The organism is Tildeniella sp. (assembly GCF_059505325.1).
Genome location: NZ_JCACKI010000039.1, coordinates 34145 through 52165, shown reverse-complemented (window position 1 = coordinate 52165; position 18021 = coordinate 34145). Strand labels below are relative to the sequence as shown.

The window sequence follows — 18021 nt, the reverse complement described above, 5'->3', positions numbered from 1 at the left end:
TTCCTGATTTTGCTACCTTTCCTCCCCTTCACAATGGACAAAGTCGAGCTAAGAGCTTGTTTGGAAAGTGTCTGGCGGTTAAAACCGCGACTATGAAAACAAAGTCTGCCAATGCAGACTACTGAGCTGCAAGGGCTTTATAACTGCGGCGGCAGGTTTGCTACAGTTCAGTGTCTTCCCGTCCTGCTCTGAGCTGTACGTACACCAACACGAGCGTTGCGCCTAGCAGTAGCGTTGCTGCTGCTGCTGCATAACCAAAGTCAAACTGAGCAAACGCTTGTTCATAAATGTAGTAGACCAACAGATTAGTCGTGTTGAGCGGTCCACCACCTGTAATCACATAAACCTGCTCGAAGCTCCGCAAGGTGAAGATAGCCGTCGTCACTGCAGCGAAGATCAGCGTGGGACGTAAGCCCGGAAGCGTAATGTGCCAGAACTGTTGCCACGGTGCAGCGCCATCCAGTTCGGCAGCTTCATAGCGACTCACAGGAATCGTTTGGAGTCCAGCGAGAAAGACTACCAGGTTAAAGCCAAGCTGTTTCCAGATGCTTAAAAGAATGAGGACAGGCATCGCCCAGACAGTGCTGCTCAACCAGGGGATGGGGGCAATGCCAAGCACTTCTAGCCATTGATTGAGCGGTCCTTCCATTTGAAAGAGCCAACGCCAGCCTAAACCAACGGCAACCAGGGAGGTGATGGATGGCAGAAAGTAAGCAGCCCGCAGGAGGTCACGAAAGGCGATCGCGCGATCGAGTAACACGGCTAAACCCAACGGCAGCAGCAAGCTAGGAATCACGGTCGCTAACGTGAAATAGAGGGTATTTTCTAACACTTGCCAAAAGTCAGGATTCAGCAGCAAGCGCCAGTAGTTGTTCAAGCCAACCCAGTGAATGCCCGCTCTTGTAAAGCTGCCTGTTGTGAAGCTGAGGTAGAACAGGTACACGATCGGATATAGGACGAAAATGCCCAGCAAGAGGAGGGCAGGCGCTAGAAAAATCCAGGCAGCCACTCCATCATTGTCAAAATCAATGAGTGTGCGCGGTGTCTTCTCAAGTGCCATGCTAGATTGATCACTCTAAAGTGATGGATTATAGCTGTCGCCATAAAAGTTAAGACATTGGGATTAAAAGGGGTGTGGGGGCTTCGCCCCCAGCCAGGGGTTTCACCCCTGCACCCCGTCCTAACCCGTGTGACTGTCGCTATACTAAACAGCTTGCATTTTAGCAGTCGGGCGATCGACGGTTTGCGCTGGTAAGATGCTGGTAATCCGCTGGCAGTCTGTTCATGCAACAATCCACTCGAAGGCACCGTTCCACTATTAGCAACAGTTTCCTTGGGCAATCAGCTTACCGCGATCGCGCTGTCCTGCTGATCGGTCAGACGATCGCATGTTTAGTTATTGGATGCTTCACGTTGGCTAGTTTTGTAGCGGTCTTGTTTCCCGATCGGGCGCTAAGTGCAGTCCCAACGCCTGTTCTGGTTGTGCCATCGCCGTCATTGCCCACGGTTAAACCAGAGTCGGTTGCGCCGCTTCCTGTTGCCAAGCGAATTTTGGGGCAATGGTTGGCGAAGGAACCGCTAGAAGGCGATACGATCATGTTTGTCTTTGCACCCGATGGGAAAGCGTTCATTGTGTCAGGCGCAGCGGCATCGGGGAATGCGATCGCGACCCAATTCCAATACCGCCTTGATGCCAAACCCCAGCCGATGCATCTGGACATCGTTCTAACACCGGATACTACGGTTGAAACCCTGTTTGAATTCACCACGAACGGTGATCTGCGCTTGCAAATGTTGGGTACGCGCCCTGGTAAGCCTCGTCCTGTAAAGCTGACAGATCATGCCACGCTGTTTCAAAAGATTTCTGACGATACCACTCCGCCATCGGGCACTGAGATTAAGCCGTTCCGTTAACTAGCTCGGTTGTAAGCGCTGAATGTTGCACTCTAAGGAGATCACAGCGACTGAGTGTAAAGCGTTTCAACCATTCCAATGCTGCGTTCGCTATTCAATATTGACCAGAGAGCTTGTATGAGCGGCATGACAACAGTTGCTAGTTTGATTTCGCCCACAGTGCCCGTTTCTGTAACGCTCGATCGCCCTTTGAAATTGGGCGTGATGGCATCTGGCAGCGGCAGTAATTTTGAGGCGATCGCCCAGGCAATTGCTGATCGACAACTCAATGCTCAGGTACAAGTCCTGCTTTATAACAATCCTGGCGCAAAGGCGGCTGCCAGAGCTGATCGTTGGGGCATTCCGTCGGTGCTGCTCAACCATCGTGAGTTTGCCAGTCGGGAAGCACTGGATGCGGCGATCGTCGCCACGTTGCAACAGCATGAGGTGGAATGGGTCATCATGGCGGGCTGGATGCGGATTGTCACACCTGTTTTGATCAATGCCTTCCACAGACGTATTCTGAACATCCATCCCAGCTTGCTTCCCAGCTTTAAGGGCAACCGAGCCGTCGAGCAAGCGCTGGCAGCAGGCGTAAAAATCACGGGCTGCACAGTGCATCTCGTCGTACCAGAAGTCGATAGCGGCGACATTATCATTCAGGCTGCGGTGCCTGTGTTGTTCGGTGACACACTGGAGACACTCCACGATCGCATCCACACGCAGGAACATCGTATCTTTCCATACGCGATCGCGCTGGCAGCACAGGCTCAACAGCACTCAAAATCTTGAAGCTATTAGCTATCAGCTATCAGCTATCAGCTTTCAGCTCTAAATTCAAGGCTGACGGCTGACCGCTGACGGCTGACCGCTGACCGCTGACCGCTGACCGCTCACTCCTGAGCCACCTGTCGCCATTCTTCAACTACAAACGGCGGAATGGGCAGTTCGATCGCCGTTCCCTCAAGTGGCAACGTCAACCGCAGCGGTGTCGTCGAGTTCAACTGGCGCATCACTTCAAACAGGTCATACTCAGCAACGTTGACGGCATTGGTCACGGGCGCTGTCTCTGCTGCCAGCCAAACACGCTCCGTTCCTGTCGTAATTTTCAGCGGATGAGGATGCTCCAACGCTGACCCGCCTGGAAAGCCGACTAATCGCAAATGAATGCTCTCAGTTTGTCCTCCCTGCATTCGCTTGTAGAAAACGACCTGCCACGCCTGATCAGTACGATCGCGCAACGTTTGTAAGGAGCGGTACATCACGCGATCGTTGCCTTCGGGATAAGTATGCACAGACGCTAACCCATCAGGCATACCCAACGCTAAAAAAAGCGCAAGAACTGTCCCGATGAACGATAAAAGCCGATCCATCTCGTGATTCTCCTGCCTATCTCTTTTGCATCGAGTTTACTGTAACCAAAGTATAGATGGAATAAATTCCAAAGCTTTACAGAAGCTTTCTACTTATCTATTCACATCAGAGTTAGTATGCAGACACATCCCTTTCATCCACTACATTTAGATGGACAGCAGCAACCAATCTGCTCATTTCTTCAGTAGATAACTGAACGAAAAGCTCTATTCAACAGTTGCCATATCTCATTGATTAACTATTTAGTGGTATCGAATTATGTCTAGTAGCAACTACCCGAAAGCGTGGTCGCGTTTTACTACCCAGATGCGTAAGCCAGATGGTGAAACTCCTAAAGAGTTAGTGGATAATTTTGGGCAGTTAGCTAGATGGTCGGCTCGATTTAGACTAGCAAAAAGCTTCAAATCACTAGATTTAGGCGATGCCTATTCAGGCTCAGATACGCCTCAACTGTATTCAGCAATTACTAGAATTTTTCTTGTTTACTCAGCCTTTGAGATTTATTGCGACATCATCTGTTTCAAGTCTAGTAAAGAATCTCAAATAAAAGCGCTTCAAGATGCTCTATCGCAACAAGCAACTATTAAAACCATTCGTGACTTAGATCCGCAGAATGCTTTTGCAACATTTCTTTTACAGCATTTGACAGGTGTCAAGCTAAAACGAACGATGTGTGATTTCATAGGCAACGAAAAGGAGATTAATGTTAGTTGTTTAGCTAAATCTATACGCCATGTTTTTGCTCACGGCATCTTAACAGCTAACGCGATGGGTTTATCGCCAAAACGATTTGATCAAGTGTCTCAAATCATCTCAGACTTCTTGTTAAATTGTATGGATAAAGATTTTGATGAGCGTATACCTGCAAACCTTGACTAATCAAACTCGCCAAACTCTAGAATGGGGCTAGTTTGTTCTAGTGTAGGGTAGTCGCTTAGCAGGTTGGCGATCGCTGTTTCAATCCCTTAGCTATACTAAATTGAAGACCGATCGCCCTGAAGCTGAGCGCCCTGTAGTTACGCCATGCAAACCACTATCAATCTTGATGAAGTCCTTCTCAACGAAGCTTTCCAATTAACCAATCTTACCAATCAGGAAGAGCTCATTAATCTGGCGTTGCAAGAACTTGTAAGGGCGCGCAGAAAGAAGAACCTTCTCGACCTCGCTGGACAAATTCGCTTGGCTCCAGACTTCGACCACAAGGCACTGCGCGCAACTCGTCATGTTGCTGATTGACACATCAGTTTGGGTCAGCGTCTTTCGCGATGGTCTTCGACCGACCGAAGGTCAACGAAGTGGTCAAATCCGCCAGCAACTAGAGACACTAATCGCCGATCGTGAAGTCCTACTGACCCGCTTCACTCAGCTTGAACTGCTTCAAGGTAGCCTGAACGAGCAAGAATGGACTCTCCTCTCAACCTACCTTGCGACACAAGATTACATTGAACTCACAGTTCATTCCTGGCAAGCTGCTGCACGCATTTACTATGATTTGCGTCGCCAAGGCTTGACCGTTCGCAGTCCAATCGATTGCTGTATTGCTCAAGCCGCACTAGAAAATAATTTACTTTTGATCCACAACGATCGCGACTTTGAAACCATTGCCCAAGTGCTATCGCTCCAACATCTCCGCTTTCAAGCTTGAGCGTTTCCCTTGAAGCCTGGATAGTCGTCTATGGTCGAGAAGCAAAATGCTATCAACTAATCAAACTCGCCGAATTCTAGAATGGGGCTGGTTTGTTCTAGTGTGGGGTAGTCGCCCAGCAGGTTGGCGATCGCCAAATTCGCTACCCGACTGCTCCTCCAATAGCGGCTGTGGTCTGCCATCAATCCAAGCGCCATCGTCACATCGCCCATCTGCCGTTTGAGGAAATTACGTTCGCCCAGGTAATGGTCACGAAAGTACAGCGATGAGTCGTCTAGCTCCAGACTAGCACGTATGGGGTACGCAAAGATATCTGACGCGTGGATGACATTGACCCAGCGCAGCGGCTCAGACGTATAGCGGCTGGCAAACTGCTTTAAGCGTTTTGCATTAGGGCTGAGAAGCTGGTTGAAAATAAGAATAGGGGAGCCGATCGTGGTGATGCTTCTGAGTTTCACTTTGCGCCCTTCACTTGCTCCACTCAACCCCTTAATCGCATTGCGGACATAGAACGCGGGATCAGAGCTATCAAAGCTGTCTGAAAACAAAAGATCCCAGAGAATGACGCTGCCAAGAGAATGCGCCACGATATGCAGGTCTTCCTCAAACGGGTTGTCGGTCAAAAAGGTGAGAAACTGCACTGCGATCGTTCGCCTTGCTTCGCGCCCTTGCATTGTGTTGAGATAGTGAAAAATGTCGTTGAAGAAGCCTGTAATCAGTTGTTCTCGACGCAGACGATAGTGAAACACGTCATCAATGTCAGTCTGAGGCTGATCCCACTTAAACGCTTCCAGATCTTGCTGAATCCAGTCCCAAAGCTGATTGGTGCTGCCCAGAGTATCGCCCCAGAAGCAAGCATAGAACTCTGGAACCGACAGCCCTTGATCGGAAAACTCACTAATAATGCGCGATCGCAACGGGTCGGCATAGCCACTTTGCCTCACCGATGCTCCATGCATAAACCAGACCAACATTGCACCCGCTCCCAAACGATCGCGCTAAAACTCATGCATCATACCTGGCAAGAATGGTTTGCAGTTGAGCCGCAACCGCTGCCGTTTGCTCCACCATCGCCATGTGTCCACAATCGCTAATTTCAGCCACGTTCGCTCCACACGCTTCAAACAGGGGATGAAAGCTTGCCAAATGGCGCACATACTGCGGCTCCATAATTGGGTCTTGTGCCCCAGCAATAAAATAAACGGGTTGCTGCAACCGAGCCACGACTTGCGGTAAACAGTGGACTTCTGCTTCGGTGGTCGAGTCCAGGAGCATTCCTAGTGCGGCTTCGGCATCTGCCGTCACAAAGTCAATTAAGCGCTGCCGTCCCCACCGACGCTCGATCGTCCGTGCCACACTTGCCCGCGTAAACAGCAAATCAAGCAATGGCACCTGACACAACCAGCGCGGACGCAACTTTACCAACTGTTGTCCTGCTGCCCGAAAGCGATCGAACTCTTCCTTCAGATAAATGCCCCCACCCGAATTCAGGCAAATCACGCCCTTTACCTGCGGCAGTTGGTCTGCTGCCCACAAAGCAATGCTGCCGCCGATCGAATGCCCCACTAACCAGGCAGTTTCAAGCTGCAATTGCTTCAGCAACAGCGCTAAATCCTTGGCATAATCAATCAAGCTATAGCCAGTGCAAGCGCGATACTTTACCTCTGTCGCTTGAGCTAGTTGAGAATCACCAAAGCCACGCAAATCATAAGATAGGCATTGATAGCGTGGTGACAGTTGCTCAATCAACGGTTGCCAATAGTGGCGGCTAAGGAGCCAACCGTGAATAAAAACCAACACATCGTTTGAGGCAGTGGGAGCGGTCAGCTCGTAAGCGTGTGGCACTCCCAGAATGTCGATCGTCTGCATAGCTCTATCGTAACCCGATAGGAGAAGGCTAAAGGCTAAAGGCTAAGGGCTAAAAATTTTAGCCTTCGTACGTTAGCCTTCATACTTTCTTCTAAAACCGCCTGCCCAAGAGACGTTGCTTCACCCCTTCCGCAATTTTTTGCCCCAGATACTCTGGGATGAGGCTTTCATTTGGTCCTAGCAGATAGAGGATCAGGCGCGTGCGACCACGCCAGACCAGCAGGTTAGCATTCACCACCAGCAGATCTTCCTGCCAGATCGCATACATCACTTTGTAAAACAATCCTGGTTGGTTATCGGCTTCAATCAACAGCGCTGGTAGGTGAAACACGGGGTCAACGTAGAACTCAGTTTCGACCTGCTCCAATCCGGCATCCAGATTGAACTCGACTGCCAGCATTTCCTCCACTTCAAAGCGCCCTGCTAACGCTTCCCGAACGGCTCGGCAGACGTTCTCGGCGGTCTTCTCGCTCAACGTCTTGCCACTGCGAGACACAATGAGCTTGATGAAGACCAGCATCGGAGGATAAATTTGACCATACAGGCTCAGACTGTGAATGGTTAGCCCATAGGCAGCCAGTACACCAAAAATGTCGCTGAGCAAGAAAGACTGGTTGCGATACGCAAAATGGAGGGCGCTCTTGCTACCCTCTTGCTTGAGTTCGATGACAGCCTGTTTGGTTTTGTAAAGATGGTACGCCAGTCGTAGATTTTGTAGTTGAATCTCGCTGCTGACAAACTGCTCATAAAACTGTGGAAACGCTCGGTTGAAGCGCTTCAACAGTTCTAGCGTCGATGACTTTAAGCCGAGCGCCATAATCAGAAAACTCGTTTGGTTAGGTTAAGCCCATCTGTACAAGGAGCCGATCGTCTGCTGTTGAAGCTTTAACTTTAGGTCAATGCTCACCACATTTCCAAGCTCTGTCGTCATTTTCCCAGGAGAATGATGACTTGTTATAAATCCAGCGTGGCAAAACCACACGAGGAAAGAGCACAGAGCGTATACTATTCATTACTGTGACTTTACTACTACCTTAACCACGCTCGCATGGGTTTTTGGAAAAGCCTGTTTAGCAGTTCTGATGCTACCTCCGCACCTCAGGCGCTGCAGATGGAGGACTATACCAGCAGAGCTACTGGCGATCGCGCTAACGCTCGAATTTTCTTCAGTACAGAGCGAGAAATCGATCTGTATGAGCTAGAAGAACTATGTGACGCAGTCGGCTGGTCTCGTCGCCCTCTGCGAAAAGTTAAAAAAGCGATTCAACACAGTTTCTTAGTCGTTTCGATGTGGGAACAACAGGGTTCGCATCGGCGACTGATTGGTTTTTCACGCGCCACGTCTGATCACGCCTTTAACGCCACCATTTGGGATGTTGTGGTTCATCCAGATTTCCAGAGCAAAGGGCTAGGCAAGGCACTCATGAAGCAGGTGATCAAAAAACTGCGGAGCGAAGATATTAGCAACATTACGTTATTTGCCGATCCTCAAGTAGTCGATTTTTACCGGAATTTGGGCTTTATGTCTGATCCAGAAGGCATTAAAGGTATGTTCTGGTATCCAGATTAAGCAGTGAGTTGGTATTGAGGCTGAGCAACGAAACACTCAGACTTTCAGATTGCCCATCAACCTTAGCCTTCTACCACGAGTTTGATCGATCGCAGGTTCAGCTCAGACAGCCTTGGTTGCCAAATCTATACGTCTACATGCCATCCGGCTAGAGTATATTTTGCTGCGTGCCCAAGGTAGTGACTCTTTGGTAGAAGTCCCTTTTCTGACATTGAAGCCGATCGCCTTACCCCTGCGTTTCCTGCTTAACGGGCTGTATTCACGCTGTCAAGCAAAATTAGGGTGACCAGGATATGTTAAGCTAAAGACCGACGACGGGATGTAGCGCAGCTTGGTAGCGCGCCTGCTTTGGGAGCAGGATGCCGCAGGTTCGAATCCTGTCATCCCGATTGAGCTTCAAAGATTAAGCTACACACTAGAGAAAATTAGCAGTTTGAGTTAAGGCTCAAGCTTTTTTTGGCGTACGCATGGTGACGGGCTGGCATTGGGAGCAAGAACGTACATCATCATGCCCTCTCCCCCCTTGATTCCATATCTTTGCAGGCAGCCTAACTTGCTGTCTACATCTCTCAACGTCTTAAAGCATTGTCGTCTTCGTTACCTACAAGCTGATCCGTCTTTGTGATCAGTTGGAACTGATATAGCAGTCCTAAATTATTCATGAAAAGTATGCATTGGTTAAGCACTCAGCGGTCAGCCGTCAGCTTGGACATGAGGGCTGACCGCTGAAAGCTAGGAGTTGAAAGCTAACCCAGCACAACTTTCACAAATCCAACAGGATTGCTATAGCACCAGACTCAAAACGTTTAGAAAAGCGTTGATCCCTGACTAGAACGTGTGCAAAACAAGCGATCTCTAACCAGGGTCTCATTGCCAATCGGCAGCAATATCGACATAATAAGGAGATAAGCCGGAGCGATTAAACGTTCGTATCACGCTTTTGCTTTGTTGTTTTTGATACATCTTTCTGATAACAATTTAGAACGGTGCAGGGTGACGATCGCCCTTTAGCTCAATGTTCCAAACTGCGCTGAATCCGAAAGCACTTAATATGTCTACTGTTTTAGATTTAGAGACACCGACTGCTTTAGATGTTCATTGCCCCAATTGCGGTAGCCACGCCGAACGTTACTATCTCACCATTGATCACTTGACCAGAACGCAATGCTCAGCCTGTGATTATTTGATGGTCACCTGTTCACAAACGGGTAGGGTAATTGAAGCTTACGCGCCTGGTCTTTACGCCTGTCGTTAGAAAGCAACTCTGGTTATAGTGCAAGTATCACTTCGTAGCAGACGCACGTAGCTGACCGCAGGCGGCATCGGCTGCAAGCCCACGCGACTGGCGGACGCTGACGACGATATGCTTGGCTTTCAGAGCGTTGACAAACGTTTGAATGCGCTGAGGGCTGGGTCTCTGATAATCAACCTCAGAGATAGGATTGTAAGGGATCAAGTTCACGTGGCTCTGGAAGCCACGTAGATGCTTTGCTAGCTCGATCGCGTGTTCTGGGCAGTCATTCAACCCGGCCAGCAAAATGTATTCAAACGTGACTCGCCGACCTGTGATCTGAACATAGTCACGACACTCGTCTAGCAGCGCTTCTAACGGGTAATGTCGAGCGCTAGGAATGAGTTTCTCTCGTAATGTTTGGTTAGAGGCATGGAGGCTGACCGCAAGAGTTGCGCGGAGCTGACTTGCAGCAAGCTTACGGATGCGATCGGGAATACCAACCGTAGAGACGGTCATAGTACGCTGCCCAATGCCCACGTCCTGGTTTAAGCAGCGTAGTGCAGCCACCACATTCTCTGTGTTCAGCAACGGTTCACCCATGCCCATGAAAACAACGTTGCTCACACGCTGCTGGAAATCAGCCTGCACGGTCAGCACTTGATCCACGATCTCTGCTGTGGTCAAGTTACGAACAAATCCGCCTTTGCCAGTCGCGCAGAAATCACACGCCATTGGGCAACCGACCTGTGAAGAAACGCAGACGGTAAGGCGATCGAGAGAGGGGTGTGGGGTGTAGGGTGTGGGATGAGGTAAGGGCGTTGTTAGTTTTCGGTTGTTAGTTGTCGGCAATGAGGTTTCCTCATTCCACTGATTTTCCCACTCCTCTCTCCTCTCTCCTCTCTCCTCTCCCCTTTCCTGATCCCAGTTGAAGGTGGGGATGCCTACCGTTTCAATGATTTGACCGTCGGCAAGGCGCAGAAGAAACTTGACGGTGCCATCTGGAGCCGCAGACCGCTGGTGTAAGGTCGATCGCCCGATGTCAACATGCTCTAACTCAGCACGCCATTGTTTGGGAAAGACAGAAATATCAGTGAGCGATCGTACCCCTTTTTGGTAAAGCCATTCGTGTAGCTGTTTCCCCCGATAAGCACGCTGTCCACGCTGCTGTACCCACTCGGTTAACTCAGCAAGAGACTTGCCCAATAATGGCGATGATGTTTCTAGTGATACAGAAGACATAGGAGGAATCAAGAGGATAAGAGTAAAGAGCTTGAAATTTTAAGTTGGCTCTTTTCACTCAAAACTCAACGCTCATCACTTAAAACTAACAAAATCACAGCACGGCTGCTCTCAAACGGGCGATCGGCAGACACGTTAGCTTACGAGCGCTGGGCACATATGCCCGATAGCGAAACACATCATAGTCATTGCGCTCAATCTCATCCAGAATGCCGCTGTAGAGCATTAGGGCTGCCCAGACCGGGAAGCGGGCATCTCGATCGAGTGCGCGGATGCCGCGTTCGGCAGAGGTGAAAAACTTGCGGGCACGCTGAATTTGGAAGCGCATCAGTTCGCGCCAACGTTCATCCACCACACCGTTGAATAAGTCTTGCTCGGTGTAGTTGAACAGCGCTAACTCATCTAACGGTATGTAAATTCTGCCACGGCTTGCGTCTTCACCGACATCGCGCAGAATATTGGTGAGTTGGTTGGCAATGCCGAGAGCAACGGCTTCGTCGGTTGGGTCGGTCTTGACCTTGCGGTAGAGATCCCAGGGAGCGGTGCGTAGAGTGGCATCAATGCCCATTACAGGAGTGGTCATTAAGCCAACCGTGCCTGCGACCCGATAGCAGTAGAGCTTCAGTGCTTCAAAGGTTTCGTAGCGCGATCGGTGCAAGTCCATGCGTTGACCAGCGATCATATCTCGAAATGGCTGAATCTTGATGGGAAAGCGTTCTAGCGTATCCACCAAGGCTACGTCGGGGTCTTCAACAGGATGACCTGCGAAGACCGATTCTAGCTGTCTTTCCCACTGATCGAGTGTTTCAGAGGTTGTTAAGCTGGCGCGGGGACCATCCACTAGTTCGTCGGTACGACGACACCAGACGTAAATTGACCAGATTGCACGACGTTTGACCTCGGGCATCAGCATCGTGCCCAGGTAGAACGTTTTCGAGTACTTTGCCGTAATCTGACGACAGAGTTCGTAGGCATCGTCTAAGGAAGCGAGAGTCCTCACGCACGAATAATCAGGCAATTTCAGCATTTCCTTGAGAACGCTTGGCGAATATAGCAGGGAAGCAGGTTCAATTTAGGCAGTGGTTCGATCGACAGAAAAGGGAGGTAACGCGCTGTCTAGATTGCTCCAACGACAGAGCTTTTCGCCCTTAGCCCCAGTTTTCTAGTGGCATCATTCACTCATGCTGTTGACTGAGAGAACCAGCATCCAGTCAAAAGTATGACCATTATATCGATCGCGAACGGTTAGACATTCGCCATTGGCTGGGGCTGATTACTTGTGGTGGTTGGTTTCACAACGTCAGTCACTGAGCGACTGTTCACAAGTGCCTGCGCTGTCAGCTTACCAGAAAGTACGGCACCCTCCATACTGCCAAGATACCGTTGCATGGTGTAACTGCCTGAAAGAAAGAAATTCGGGATCGGTGTTACTTGATCAGGGCGGTATGCTTGTCGCCCTGGCGTAGCGGTATAAACCGATCGTGGCGTTTTGACGACTTTAAATTTTCGCAGCTTAGCAGGATTCTCAGTGCCAAAATGCTGCGGGAATAGTCGCTCTAAATCTTTCATCGTTGCGGCAATAATCTCGTCATCAGATCGATCGATCCAATCTTTTGCAGGTGCCAGCACTAGCTCCAGCATGGAGCGATCGGGATCGGCATACTCTTTGCAGGTCACGCTCATGTCAGCGTAGACACTCAGCAAGTCCGATCGCGAGAAGAGGAGTTGATCAATATCCGTCAGCTTGCGATCGAACCACAGATGCAGGTTGATGACAGGCACACCTTCTAAGCCGTCGAGCTTTTGGAAGAACGCCATCGACTTCCAGGCAGGCGGCATCAACACCTTCATCACATCAACTGACATGGCAGAGACGTATGCATCGGCAGTAATCACCTCATCCGCCGCCCCATCCAAACCGCGCATCAGGAATCCACGCACCGTCCCATCATCGTGAAGCTGGATTTCCTTCAGCGGCTTCTTGAGATGGACTTCGCCACCTCCTTCTGTGATGTGATCGACGATCGGCTGACACAATCGCTCCGTCGGCGAGCCATCCAGAAAGGCAATCTTAGAGCCGTAGCGTTCTTGCAGAAAGCGATTCAGAGCCGTGAGAAGAATCGTTGATGAGACCTCATCGGGGTTGATAAACGTGAGCGCTTTGCACGCCGCGATAAAGACATCACTGCTTACTTTTTCGCCGATTCCCTGCCGTTCCAGCCATGCTGCAAAGCTGTACTGATCCATCTCCTCAACGTACTTTTGACCGCGCACGATCGCAGGAGTCAACCCGATCGCAAAGCGGATCTTTTGTTCCCACGTCAGCATGTCATTGTTGCGTAGAATCGACACAATCACGTTGAACGGTGCAGGAATATCCGGCACGTCGAAGCGCGACAGCACTCCAGGCTTGTCGGGCTGGTTAAAAATCAGCGCATGCTGCTTCCACTGAAGTCGGTCTGCAATGCCGAGTTCTGCCATCAGTTGCAGCATATTGGGGTAGGCTCCAAAAAAGGCATGGAGTCCCGTTTCGTACCAGTCACCGTCTTCATCTTTCCAGGCAGCGACCAGTCCGCCTAAAACATCTCGGCTTTCTAAAACAATGGGGGTATGTCCCGCATCGATCAGGTACTTAGCACAGGAAAGACCTGCCAGACCTGCTCCAGCGATCGCAACTCGCATGTGGCTTCTTTAAACTTCTTCAAGGTTGGCTAGCCCTCATTATACGTTGCAAACCGTTACATTTGGCGTGAGGGTGCTCCGGACTTGAGAAGACTGACTGAAAAGAAAAAGCCCCGACTACAAGAGCCGAGGACTATGATCAGGGTGCATCTACCACTACATTGTTCCCATTTTTCGCAGCCGATCCGGAGCAAACGGGAGCTTTGCTTAAATTACGCAAACCTCGGCGGTTGGAAGCAAGCATCGCGCATCGTACCCAACGTGGTCGCTTAAACCTCCGAGGTTTTAGTCAATGCTTAAAACGCCTCTGCGTGTAAACGGCGACGACAGTGCAGACCGAAAAGGCGATAATGAAAAAATTTAACAGTGCGATCGCTGGTTTCTTCACCAGACGCTCACTTTCATTTTCATACTCATTACTTCATAACCACTGCTACTGTACTAGGACTTACGAAGGGGTTTAGATCCCCGACTTCTGATGAAACCTCAGCCATCAAAGCCTGCGCCCTTGTAGAAGTCGGGGATCTTTGCGTAAGTCCAATGTACGCTGCTACTTTTTATAAACTCTGTTTGCGTCCCTTCTCAGCCCGTTTGAACAGAGTATGTCGATGCGAACTGCGACGTTACAAGAACGACTCGATAGCTATTACGAACAGATTCAGGCAATTATCCTGGTGCGTCAGAATCCCATCACGGGGTTGCTGCCAGCCAGTACAGCGGTCAATGCTCACGGTGACTACACCGATGCCTGGGTGAGAGATAACGTCTATAGCATTCTCGCCGTTTGGGGGCTGGGATTAGCGTATCGCCGTCTGGATGACGATCGCGGGCGCACTTTTGAGCTGGAACACAGCGTCATTAAGCTCATGCGCGGGTTGCTGTTTGCCATGATGCGGCAGGTACAGAAAGTCGAACGCTTCAAAGAGACTCAATTACCGTTAGATGCGCTGCACGCCAAGTACGATACCCACACGGGCGGTACCGTTGTGGGAGATGACCAATGGGGGCACCTACAGCTGGATGCGACCTCGATCTTTCTGCTCATTCTGGCGCAGATGACGGCTTCCGGACTACACATCGTCTTCACAACCGATGAAGTCAACTTTATTCAAAATCTGGTCTATTACATTGGACGCGCCTATCGCACACCCGACTTTGGCATTTGGGAGCGAGGCAACAAAATCAACCACGGCAACCCAGAACTAAACGCGAGTTCTGTCGGCATGGCAAAAGCGGCACTGGAAGCCATGAGCGGGCTTAACTTATTTGGCGCGTACGGTAGCCAAACGTCTGTGATTCACGTGCTGCCCGATGAAATTGCCCGATCGCGCATCACTCTCGAATCGCTCTTGCCGAGAGAATCCAGTTCTAAGGAAGTCGATGCAGCACTCTTGAGCGTCATTGGCTTTCCGGCTTTTGCGGTGGACAATGAAGCACTGCGCGATCGCACTCGCAACGACATTGTGACCAAGCTTGAGGGCAAGTACGGCTGCAAACGCTTTTTGCGCGATGGGCACCAGACAGTGCTGGAAGACACCAGCCGTCTGCACTACGAACCGTGGGAACTAAAGCAGTTTGAGCATATTGAGTGTGAATGGCCCCTGTTTTTTACCTATCTGCTGCTGGATGCGGTGTTTCGGGGCGATCGTGAACAGATAGACGCATACCAGCAAAAGCTACAGGCAGTTTTGGTAGAACGAGACGGACTGCATCTGCTGCCAGAGCTGTACTATGTCTCAGCAGACTGCGTAGAGGCAGAACAGGCAGAACCTCAAAGTCAAGACCGCCTGCCAAACGAGAATGTTCCGTTGGTGTGGGCACAAAGCCTTTATCTGCTGGGGCAACTCTTGAGCGAAAAACTGCTGGCGGTTGGTGACATCGATCCACTCGGTCGCCATCTTCACGTGCGACAGCAACGAAAACCGCCAGTGCAGCTTGCGCTCTTAGCCGAAAATGAAGCACTCCAGTCGCAGTTAGCAGGTTATGGCATTGCCACTCAAACGCCAACTCAGGCAGAAGCCTTCCAGGTGCGGGAAGCACAGGAGTTAGCCGCCATTTATACTCAAATTGGGCGCAACGATAAGTTAGGACTGACGGGTCGTCCTGCCCGTCGCTTACGGAGCCTCACGACATCGCGCATTTTTCAAATTCGGGGCGATCGCATCGTCTTCCTACCGTCCATTCTGGATAAACAGCACTTTTACCTCACCTTCGATCCACATTTTCTAGTCACCCAAATTCGTACCGAACTGGCACACATTCAACGACACTGGAGCCAGCTTGGACGACCGACAATGACACTGCTCGTGACCCAAGACATGCTGGCAGCCGACAACCTGGAAGCCAGCGATACAATGCCCTTGCTAACGCTTCTAAAGGAATTAAACAGCGGCGACTGTAACGGCGTTCAAGTGAAACTGGGACGGCTAAACCAGTTGATGCTGACCTCGGCAGTCGAACGCATTGATTTTCTGCACGATTTCGACTTCACCCGATCGCCCGTACAGGATGCGCTGCCCGAAACCCCGTACCTGAGCTTTCATCCCGACAGTTTGGTGCCACTCAGTATCACTCAAGAATTCAAGCTAGAGTGCCAAACGAACATTACGCTCTTGCTCTCCAGCCTCAAGCAATCTGCCAACCTGTATGAACAAGTCGAACTCTTGAGTACACTAGTGCGGCTGAAAGGTTTGGACTTTGATACGGGCTTTGGACAACCCGCTCGATCGATCACCGTCGGCAATTTGCTGGATGAAATTTACGCCAAAGCGGGCAAGCTGAAACTCTGGGCGATCGTCCGTCGGGCTGCTGGACTCCGCAACAAGGTGGACATGAGTCTCGTCGATGCAGTCATTGACATTTTAGTACGGCAAAAGCAAATTGCTGTCGGTCGTGCCTATAGTGAAGCCTCGCTGATCACCCGACCCGGAACGCCACCCGAAATGCTGGAGAAAATCGCTGAATTCTGTCGAGAAGACATTCGCGATCGGATGCTCACCCAGGAGATTCTGGTTTACCTGAGCCTGTTAATCAAAGCCAACCCCTCGCTGTTTGATGGACTGCTTACCCTGAGAGTCGGCTACCTCATTTTGTTAATTACTAGCGAACTGGCGTGGGAACTGGATGTGCCTCAAGATGAAGCATACGAACGTCTCATGCAGCTCAGCCCCCACGAAATCCAGACTCGTTTACAGCATGTACTAGAAGGCTATCAAGGCTTGGACAAAGCTCTCTTTCAGCAGGAGTCGTTGCCCGTCAAACAGCGGCAGATGAACATTGAATGGGTCGTGCGATCGGATCAAGAACTAACCAGCGATGGCTCTCAGCCTGCGATCGAAAACTGGTGGCGCAAACGCCAGCTTGATGGCTCGTTGAACCGTGTACCCAAAGATTTTTACCCTAGCGTCTGGAACCTGCTGAAGCACTGCAAAGGCTTAGTCATTGGGGACAAGCTAGAACGCCGCAACCGTTTGGATAGCGATTTGTTGCTGGCAGAAACCACCCCCGGCGAGAAAAACTTTGCCCTTCAGGTGGAGCACCTGCTCAACAAAATGCAAGCGCCCGAATACCGCCAGGTCAACATCGAAGCACTCATGGAACTGAGTGCGATCGGCGATCGCAACCCCAACTTACAAATCGAAGACTACATTGTTCTGGATGTGCTGGTCGGTCACGCCGTTCGTCTGGCATGGCTGGAGCAGCATCCTGATCATCGCGATCGCTACGATGAACACAAGGCGGCGGCATGGCGATCGTTCTACGCCAGTTCACCTTACGATTGCGCTAGCTATGTGGCGAAGGCGCTACGCTTCCTGACAGAATTGGCGCAAACGGCGGGAGTAGGGAGTAGGGAGTAGGGAGTAGGGTTTTGTTTTTAGTTGTACAGGCACTTTGAACTAACAAGGCTTTCTAGCGATCGCCACCCAACTTCAACCAGCCAAATAATTCCCCTATGGTCAAATGTAAATCCCCTGCAAAAGCTGGAACAGGCAGCAAATCAGTTGCTTCCTCAAAAAAGCTAGGTTGTTGACTGGGTGCATATGCCAACACCATTTGCTCCTCTGGATCGATCAACCAACCGATCTGAGTGCCGTGCGTGAGGCAATGCAGAATATTTTTAGTGACTTTTATATACTTTTGATCGGGAGAAAGAATCTCAATCGTCCAATCAGGAGCCGATTGGAACACATTTGCCACATCGCCGCGATCGTCCAGGGGAATGCGCGACCAGGTAAAGACCGCGATGTCTGGCACAATCGATCGTCCACCAAACGTACAACGCAGCTCAGGAAATGCGAGAGCAACTTGTTGAGGCTTAACAATGGCGTTGATTTGGGTCACCAGTTCACCCTGAAGTCTGCTGTGCTTTCCCTGCGGCATTGGTTTTTGAATAATTTGTCCATCGATATATTCACTCGCAGGTTTTGTCTCTGGCAGTTGCAGAAACGCGTCCAACGTCAGTGTTTTTTCAGGGACTTGTACCATTTTTACGCCTCCTAACCCTGTCGCTCTTCT

Annotated in this window: 17 protein-coding genes and 1 tRNA gene; 9 read left to right on the top strand and 9 right to left on the bottom strand. The window is 50.4% G+C overall.

Annotated features, from left to right (window positions below):
* Positions 1-160 precede the first annotated feature (160 nt).
* Positions 161-1060: a carbohydrate ABC transporter permease gene (locus AC5JO6_RS14825; RefSeq protein WP_496081840.1), complete on the bottom strand. Its 900-nt coding sequence runs from the start codon at positions 1058-1060 to the stop codon at positions 161-163.
* Between the two features lie 224 nt (positions 1061-1284).
* Between AC5JO6_RS14825 and AC5JO6_RS14820 the strand changes: the two genes are divergently transcribed.
* Both AC5JO6_RS14820 and purN read left to right on the top strand, forming a co-directional pair.
* Positions 1285-1914, top strand: a complete 630-nt coding sequence (locus AC5JO6_RS14820) for a hypothetical protein (RefSeq protein WP_496081839.1) — start codon at positions 1285-1287, stop codon at positions 1912-1914.
* Between the two features lie 117 nt (positions 1915-2031).
* Positions 2032-2685 carry a phosphoribosylglycinamide formyltransferase gene (gene purN / locus AC5JO6_RS14815; RefSeq protein ID WP_496081842.1) on the top strand — a complete coding sequence of 218 codons (654 nt, stop codon included), beginning with the start codon at positions 2032-2034 and terminating at the stop codon, positions 2683-2685.
* A gap of 101 nt (positions 2686-2786) precedes the next feature.
* On the opposite strand, the gene AC5JO6_RS14810 is transcribed toward purN, so the two are convergent.
* Positions 2787-3266 (bottom strand): DUF3122 domain-containing protein, encoded by a 480-nt coding sequence (locus AC5JO6_RS14810; protein ID WP_496081838.1) that lies wholly within the window; start codon positions 3264-3266, stop codon positions 2787-2789.
* A 259-nt stretch (positions 3267-3525) separates the two neighbouring features.
* On the opposite strand from AC5JO6_RS14810, the gene AC5JO6_RS14805 reads away from it, so the two are divergent.
* From AC5JO6_RS14805 to vapC, 3 genes are all read left to right on the top strand, one after another.
* Positions 3526-4146 (top strand): hypothetical protein, encoded by a 621-nt coding sequence (locus tag AC5JO6_RS14805; protein ID WP_496081837.1) that lies wholly within the window; start codon positions 3526-3528, stop codon positions 4144-4146.
* A gap of 144 nt (positions 4147-4290) precedes the next feature.
* The gene (locus AC5JO6_RS14800; protein ID WP_496081836.1) at positions 4291-4503 is read left to right on the top strand and encodes a type II toxin-antitoxin system VapB family antitoxin; all 213 of its coding nucleotides are present in this window, start codon (positions 4291-4293) and stop codon (positions 4501-4503) included.
* On the top strand, positions 4490-4912 hold the full coding sequence (gene vapC, locus AC5JO6_RS14795) for a type II toxin-antitoxin system VapC family toxin (protein WP_496081835.1): 423 nt from the start codon (positions 4490-4492) through the stop codon (positions 4910-4912). Before AC5JO6_RS14800 ends, vapC begins: the two co-directional genes overlap by 14 nt.
* A 56-nt stretch (positions 4913-4968) precedes the next feature.
* On the opposite strand, the gene AC5JO6_RS14790 is transcribed toward vapC, so the two are convergent.
* The 3 genes from AC5JO6_RS14790 to AC5JO6_RS14780 form a co-directional block, all read right to left on the bottom strand.
* Positions 4969-5886, bottom strand: coding sequence for a hypothetical protein (locus AC5JO6_RS14790; protein WP_496081834.1), 918 nt, complete (start codon positions 5884-5886; stop codon positions 4969-4971).
* Positions 5887-5917: 31 nt separating this feature from the next.
* Positions 5918-6781, bottom strand: coding sequence for an alpha/beta fold hydrolase (locus AC5JO6_RS14785; RefSeq protein WP_496081833.1), 864 nt, complete (start codon positions 6779-6781; stop codon positions 5918-5920).
* A 91-nt stretch (positions 6782-6872) separates the two neighbouring features.
* Positions 6873-7598 (bottom strand): hypothetical protein, encoded by a 726-nt coding sequence (locus tag AC5JO6_RS14780; protein WP_496081832.1) that lies wholly within the window; start codon positions 7596-7598, stop codon positions 6873-6875.
* Between the two features lie 231 nt (positions 7599-7829).
* Here AC5JO6_RS14780 and AC5JO6_RS14775 point away from each other — a divergent pair, with 231 nt between their 5' ends.
* From AC5JO6_RS14775 to AC5JO6_RS14765, 3 genes are all read left to right on the top strand, one after another.
* Positions 7830-8351 carry a GNAT family N-acetyltransferase gene (locus AC5JO6_RS14775; RefSeq protein WP_496081831.1) on the top strand — a complete coding sequence of 174 codons (522 nt, stop codon included), beginning with the start codon at positions 7830-7832 and terminating at the stop codon, positions 8349-8351.
* A 315-nt stretch (positions 8352-8666) separates the two neighbouring features.
* A tRNA-Pro gene (locus AC5JO6_RS14770) sits at positions 8667-8740 on the top strand.
* 662 nt (positions 8741-9402) lie between these two features.
* Entirely contained in the window at positions 9403-9606 is a 204-nt protein-coding gene (locus AC5JO6_RS14765; RefSeq protein ID WP_496081841.1) for a hypothetical protein, read from the top strand.
* A gap of 27 nt (positions 9607-9633) precedes the next feature.
* Here AC5JO6_RS14765 and rlmN read toward each other — a convergent pair whose 3' ends face one another.
* The 3 genes from rlmN to pds form a co-directional block, all read right to left on the bottom strand.
* Positions 9634-10824 (bottom strand): dual-specificity RNA methyltransferase RlmN, encoded by a 1191-nt coding sequence (rlmN, locus tag AC5JO6_RS14760; protein WP_496081830.1) that lies wholly within the window; start codon positions 10822-10824, stop codon positions 9634-9636.
* 94 nt (positions 10825-10918) lie between these two features.
* A complete protein-coding gene (gene crtB, locus AC5JO6_RS14755) occupies positions 10919-11851 on the bottom strand; it encodes a 15-cis-phytoene synthase CrtB (protein WP_496081829.1) in 933 nt (310 codons plus the stop codon).
* A gap of 218 nt (positions 11852-12069) precedes the next feature.
* Positions 12070-13506, bottom strand: a complete 1437-nt coding sequence (pds, locus tag AC5JO6_RS14750) for a 15-cis-phytoene desaturase (protein ID WP_496081828.1) — start codon at positions 13504-13506, stop codon at positions 12070-12072.
* A gap of 602 nt (positions 13507-14108) precedes the next feature.
* Between pds and AC5JO6_RS14745 the strand changes: the two genes are divergently transcribed.
* Positions 14109-17363 carry a phosphorylase b kinase regulatory subunit alpha/beta gene (locus AC5JO6_RS14745; protein WP_496081827.1) on the top strand — a complete coding sequence of 1085 codons (3255 nt, stop codon included), beginning with the start codon at positions 14109-14111 and terminating at the stop codon, positions 17361-17363.
* A 52-nt stretch (positions 17364-17415) separates the two neighbouring features.
* Here AC5JO6_RS14745 and AC5JO6_RS14740 read toward each other — a convergent pair whose 3' ends face one another.
* The gene (locus tag AC5JO6_RS14740; protein ID WP_496081826.1) at positions 17416-17991 is read right to left on the bottom strand and encodes a Uma2 family endonuclease; all 576 of its coding nucleotides are present in this window, start codon (positions 17989-17991) and stop codon (positions 17416-17418) included.
* Positions 17992-18021 lie beyond the last annotated feature (30 nt).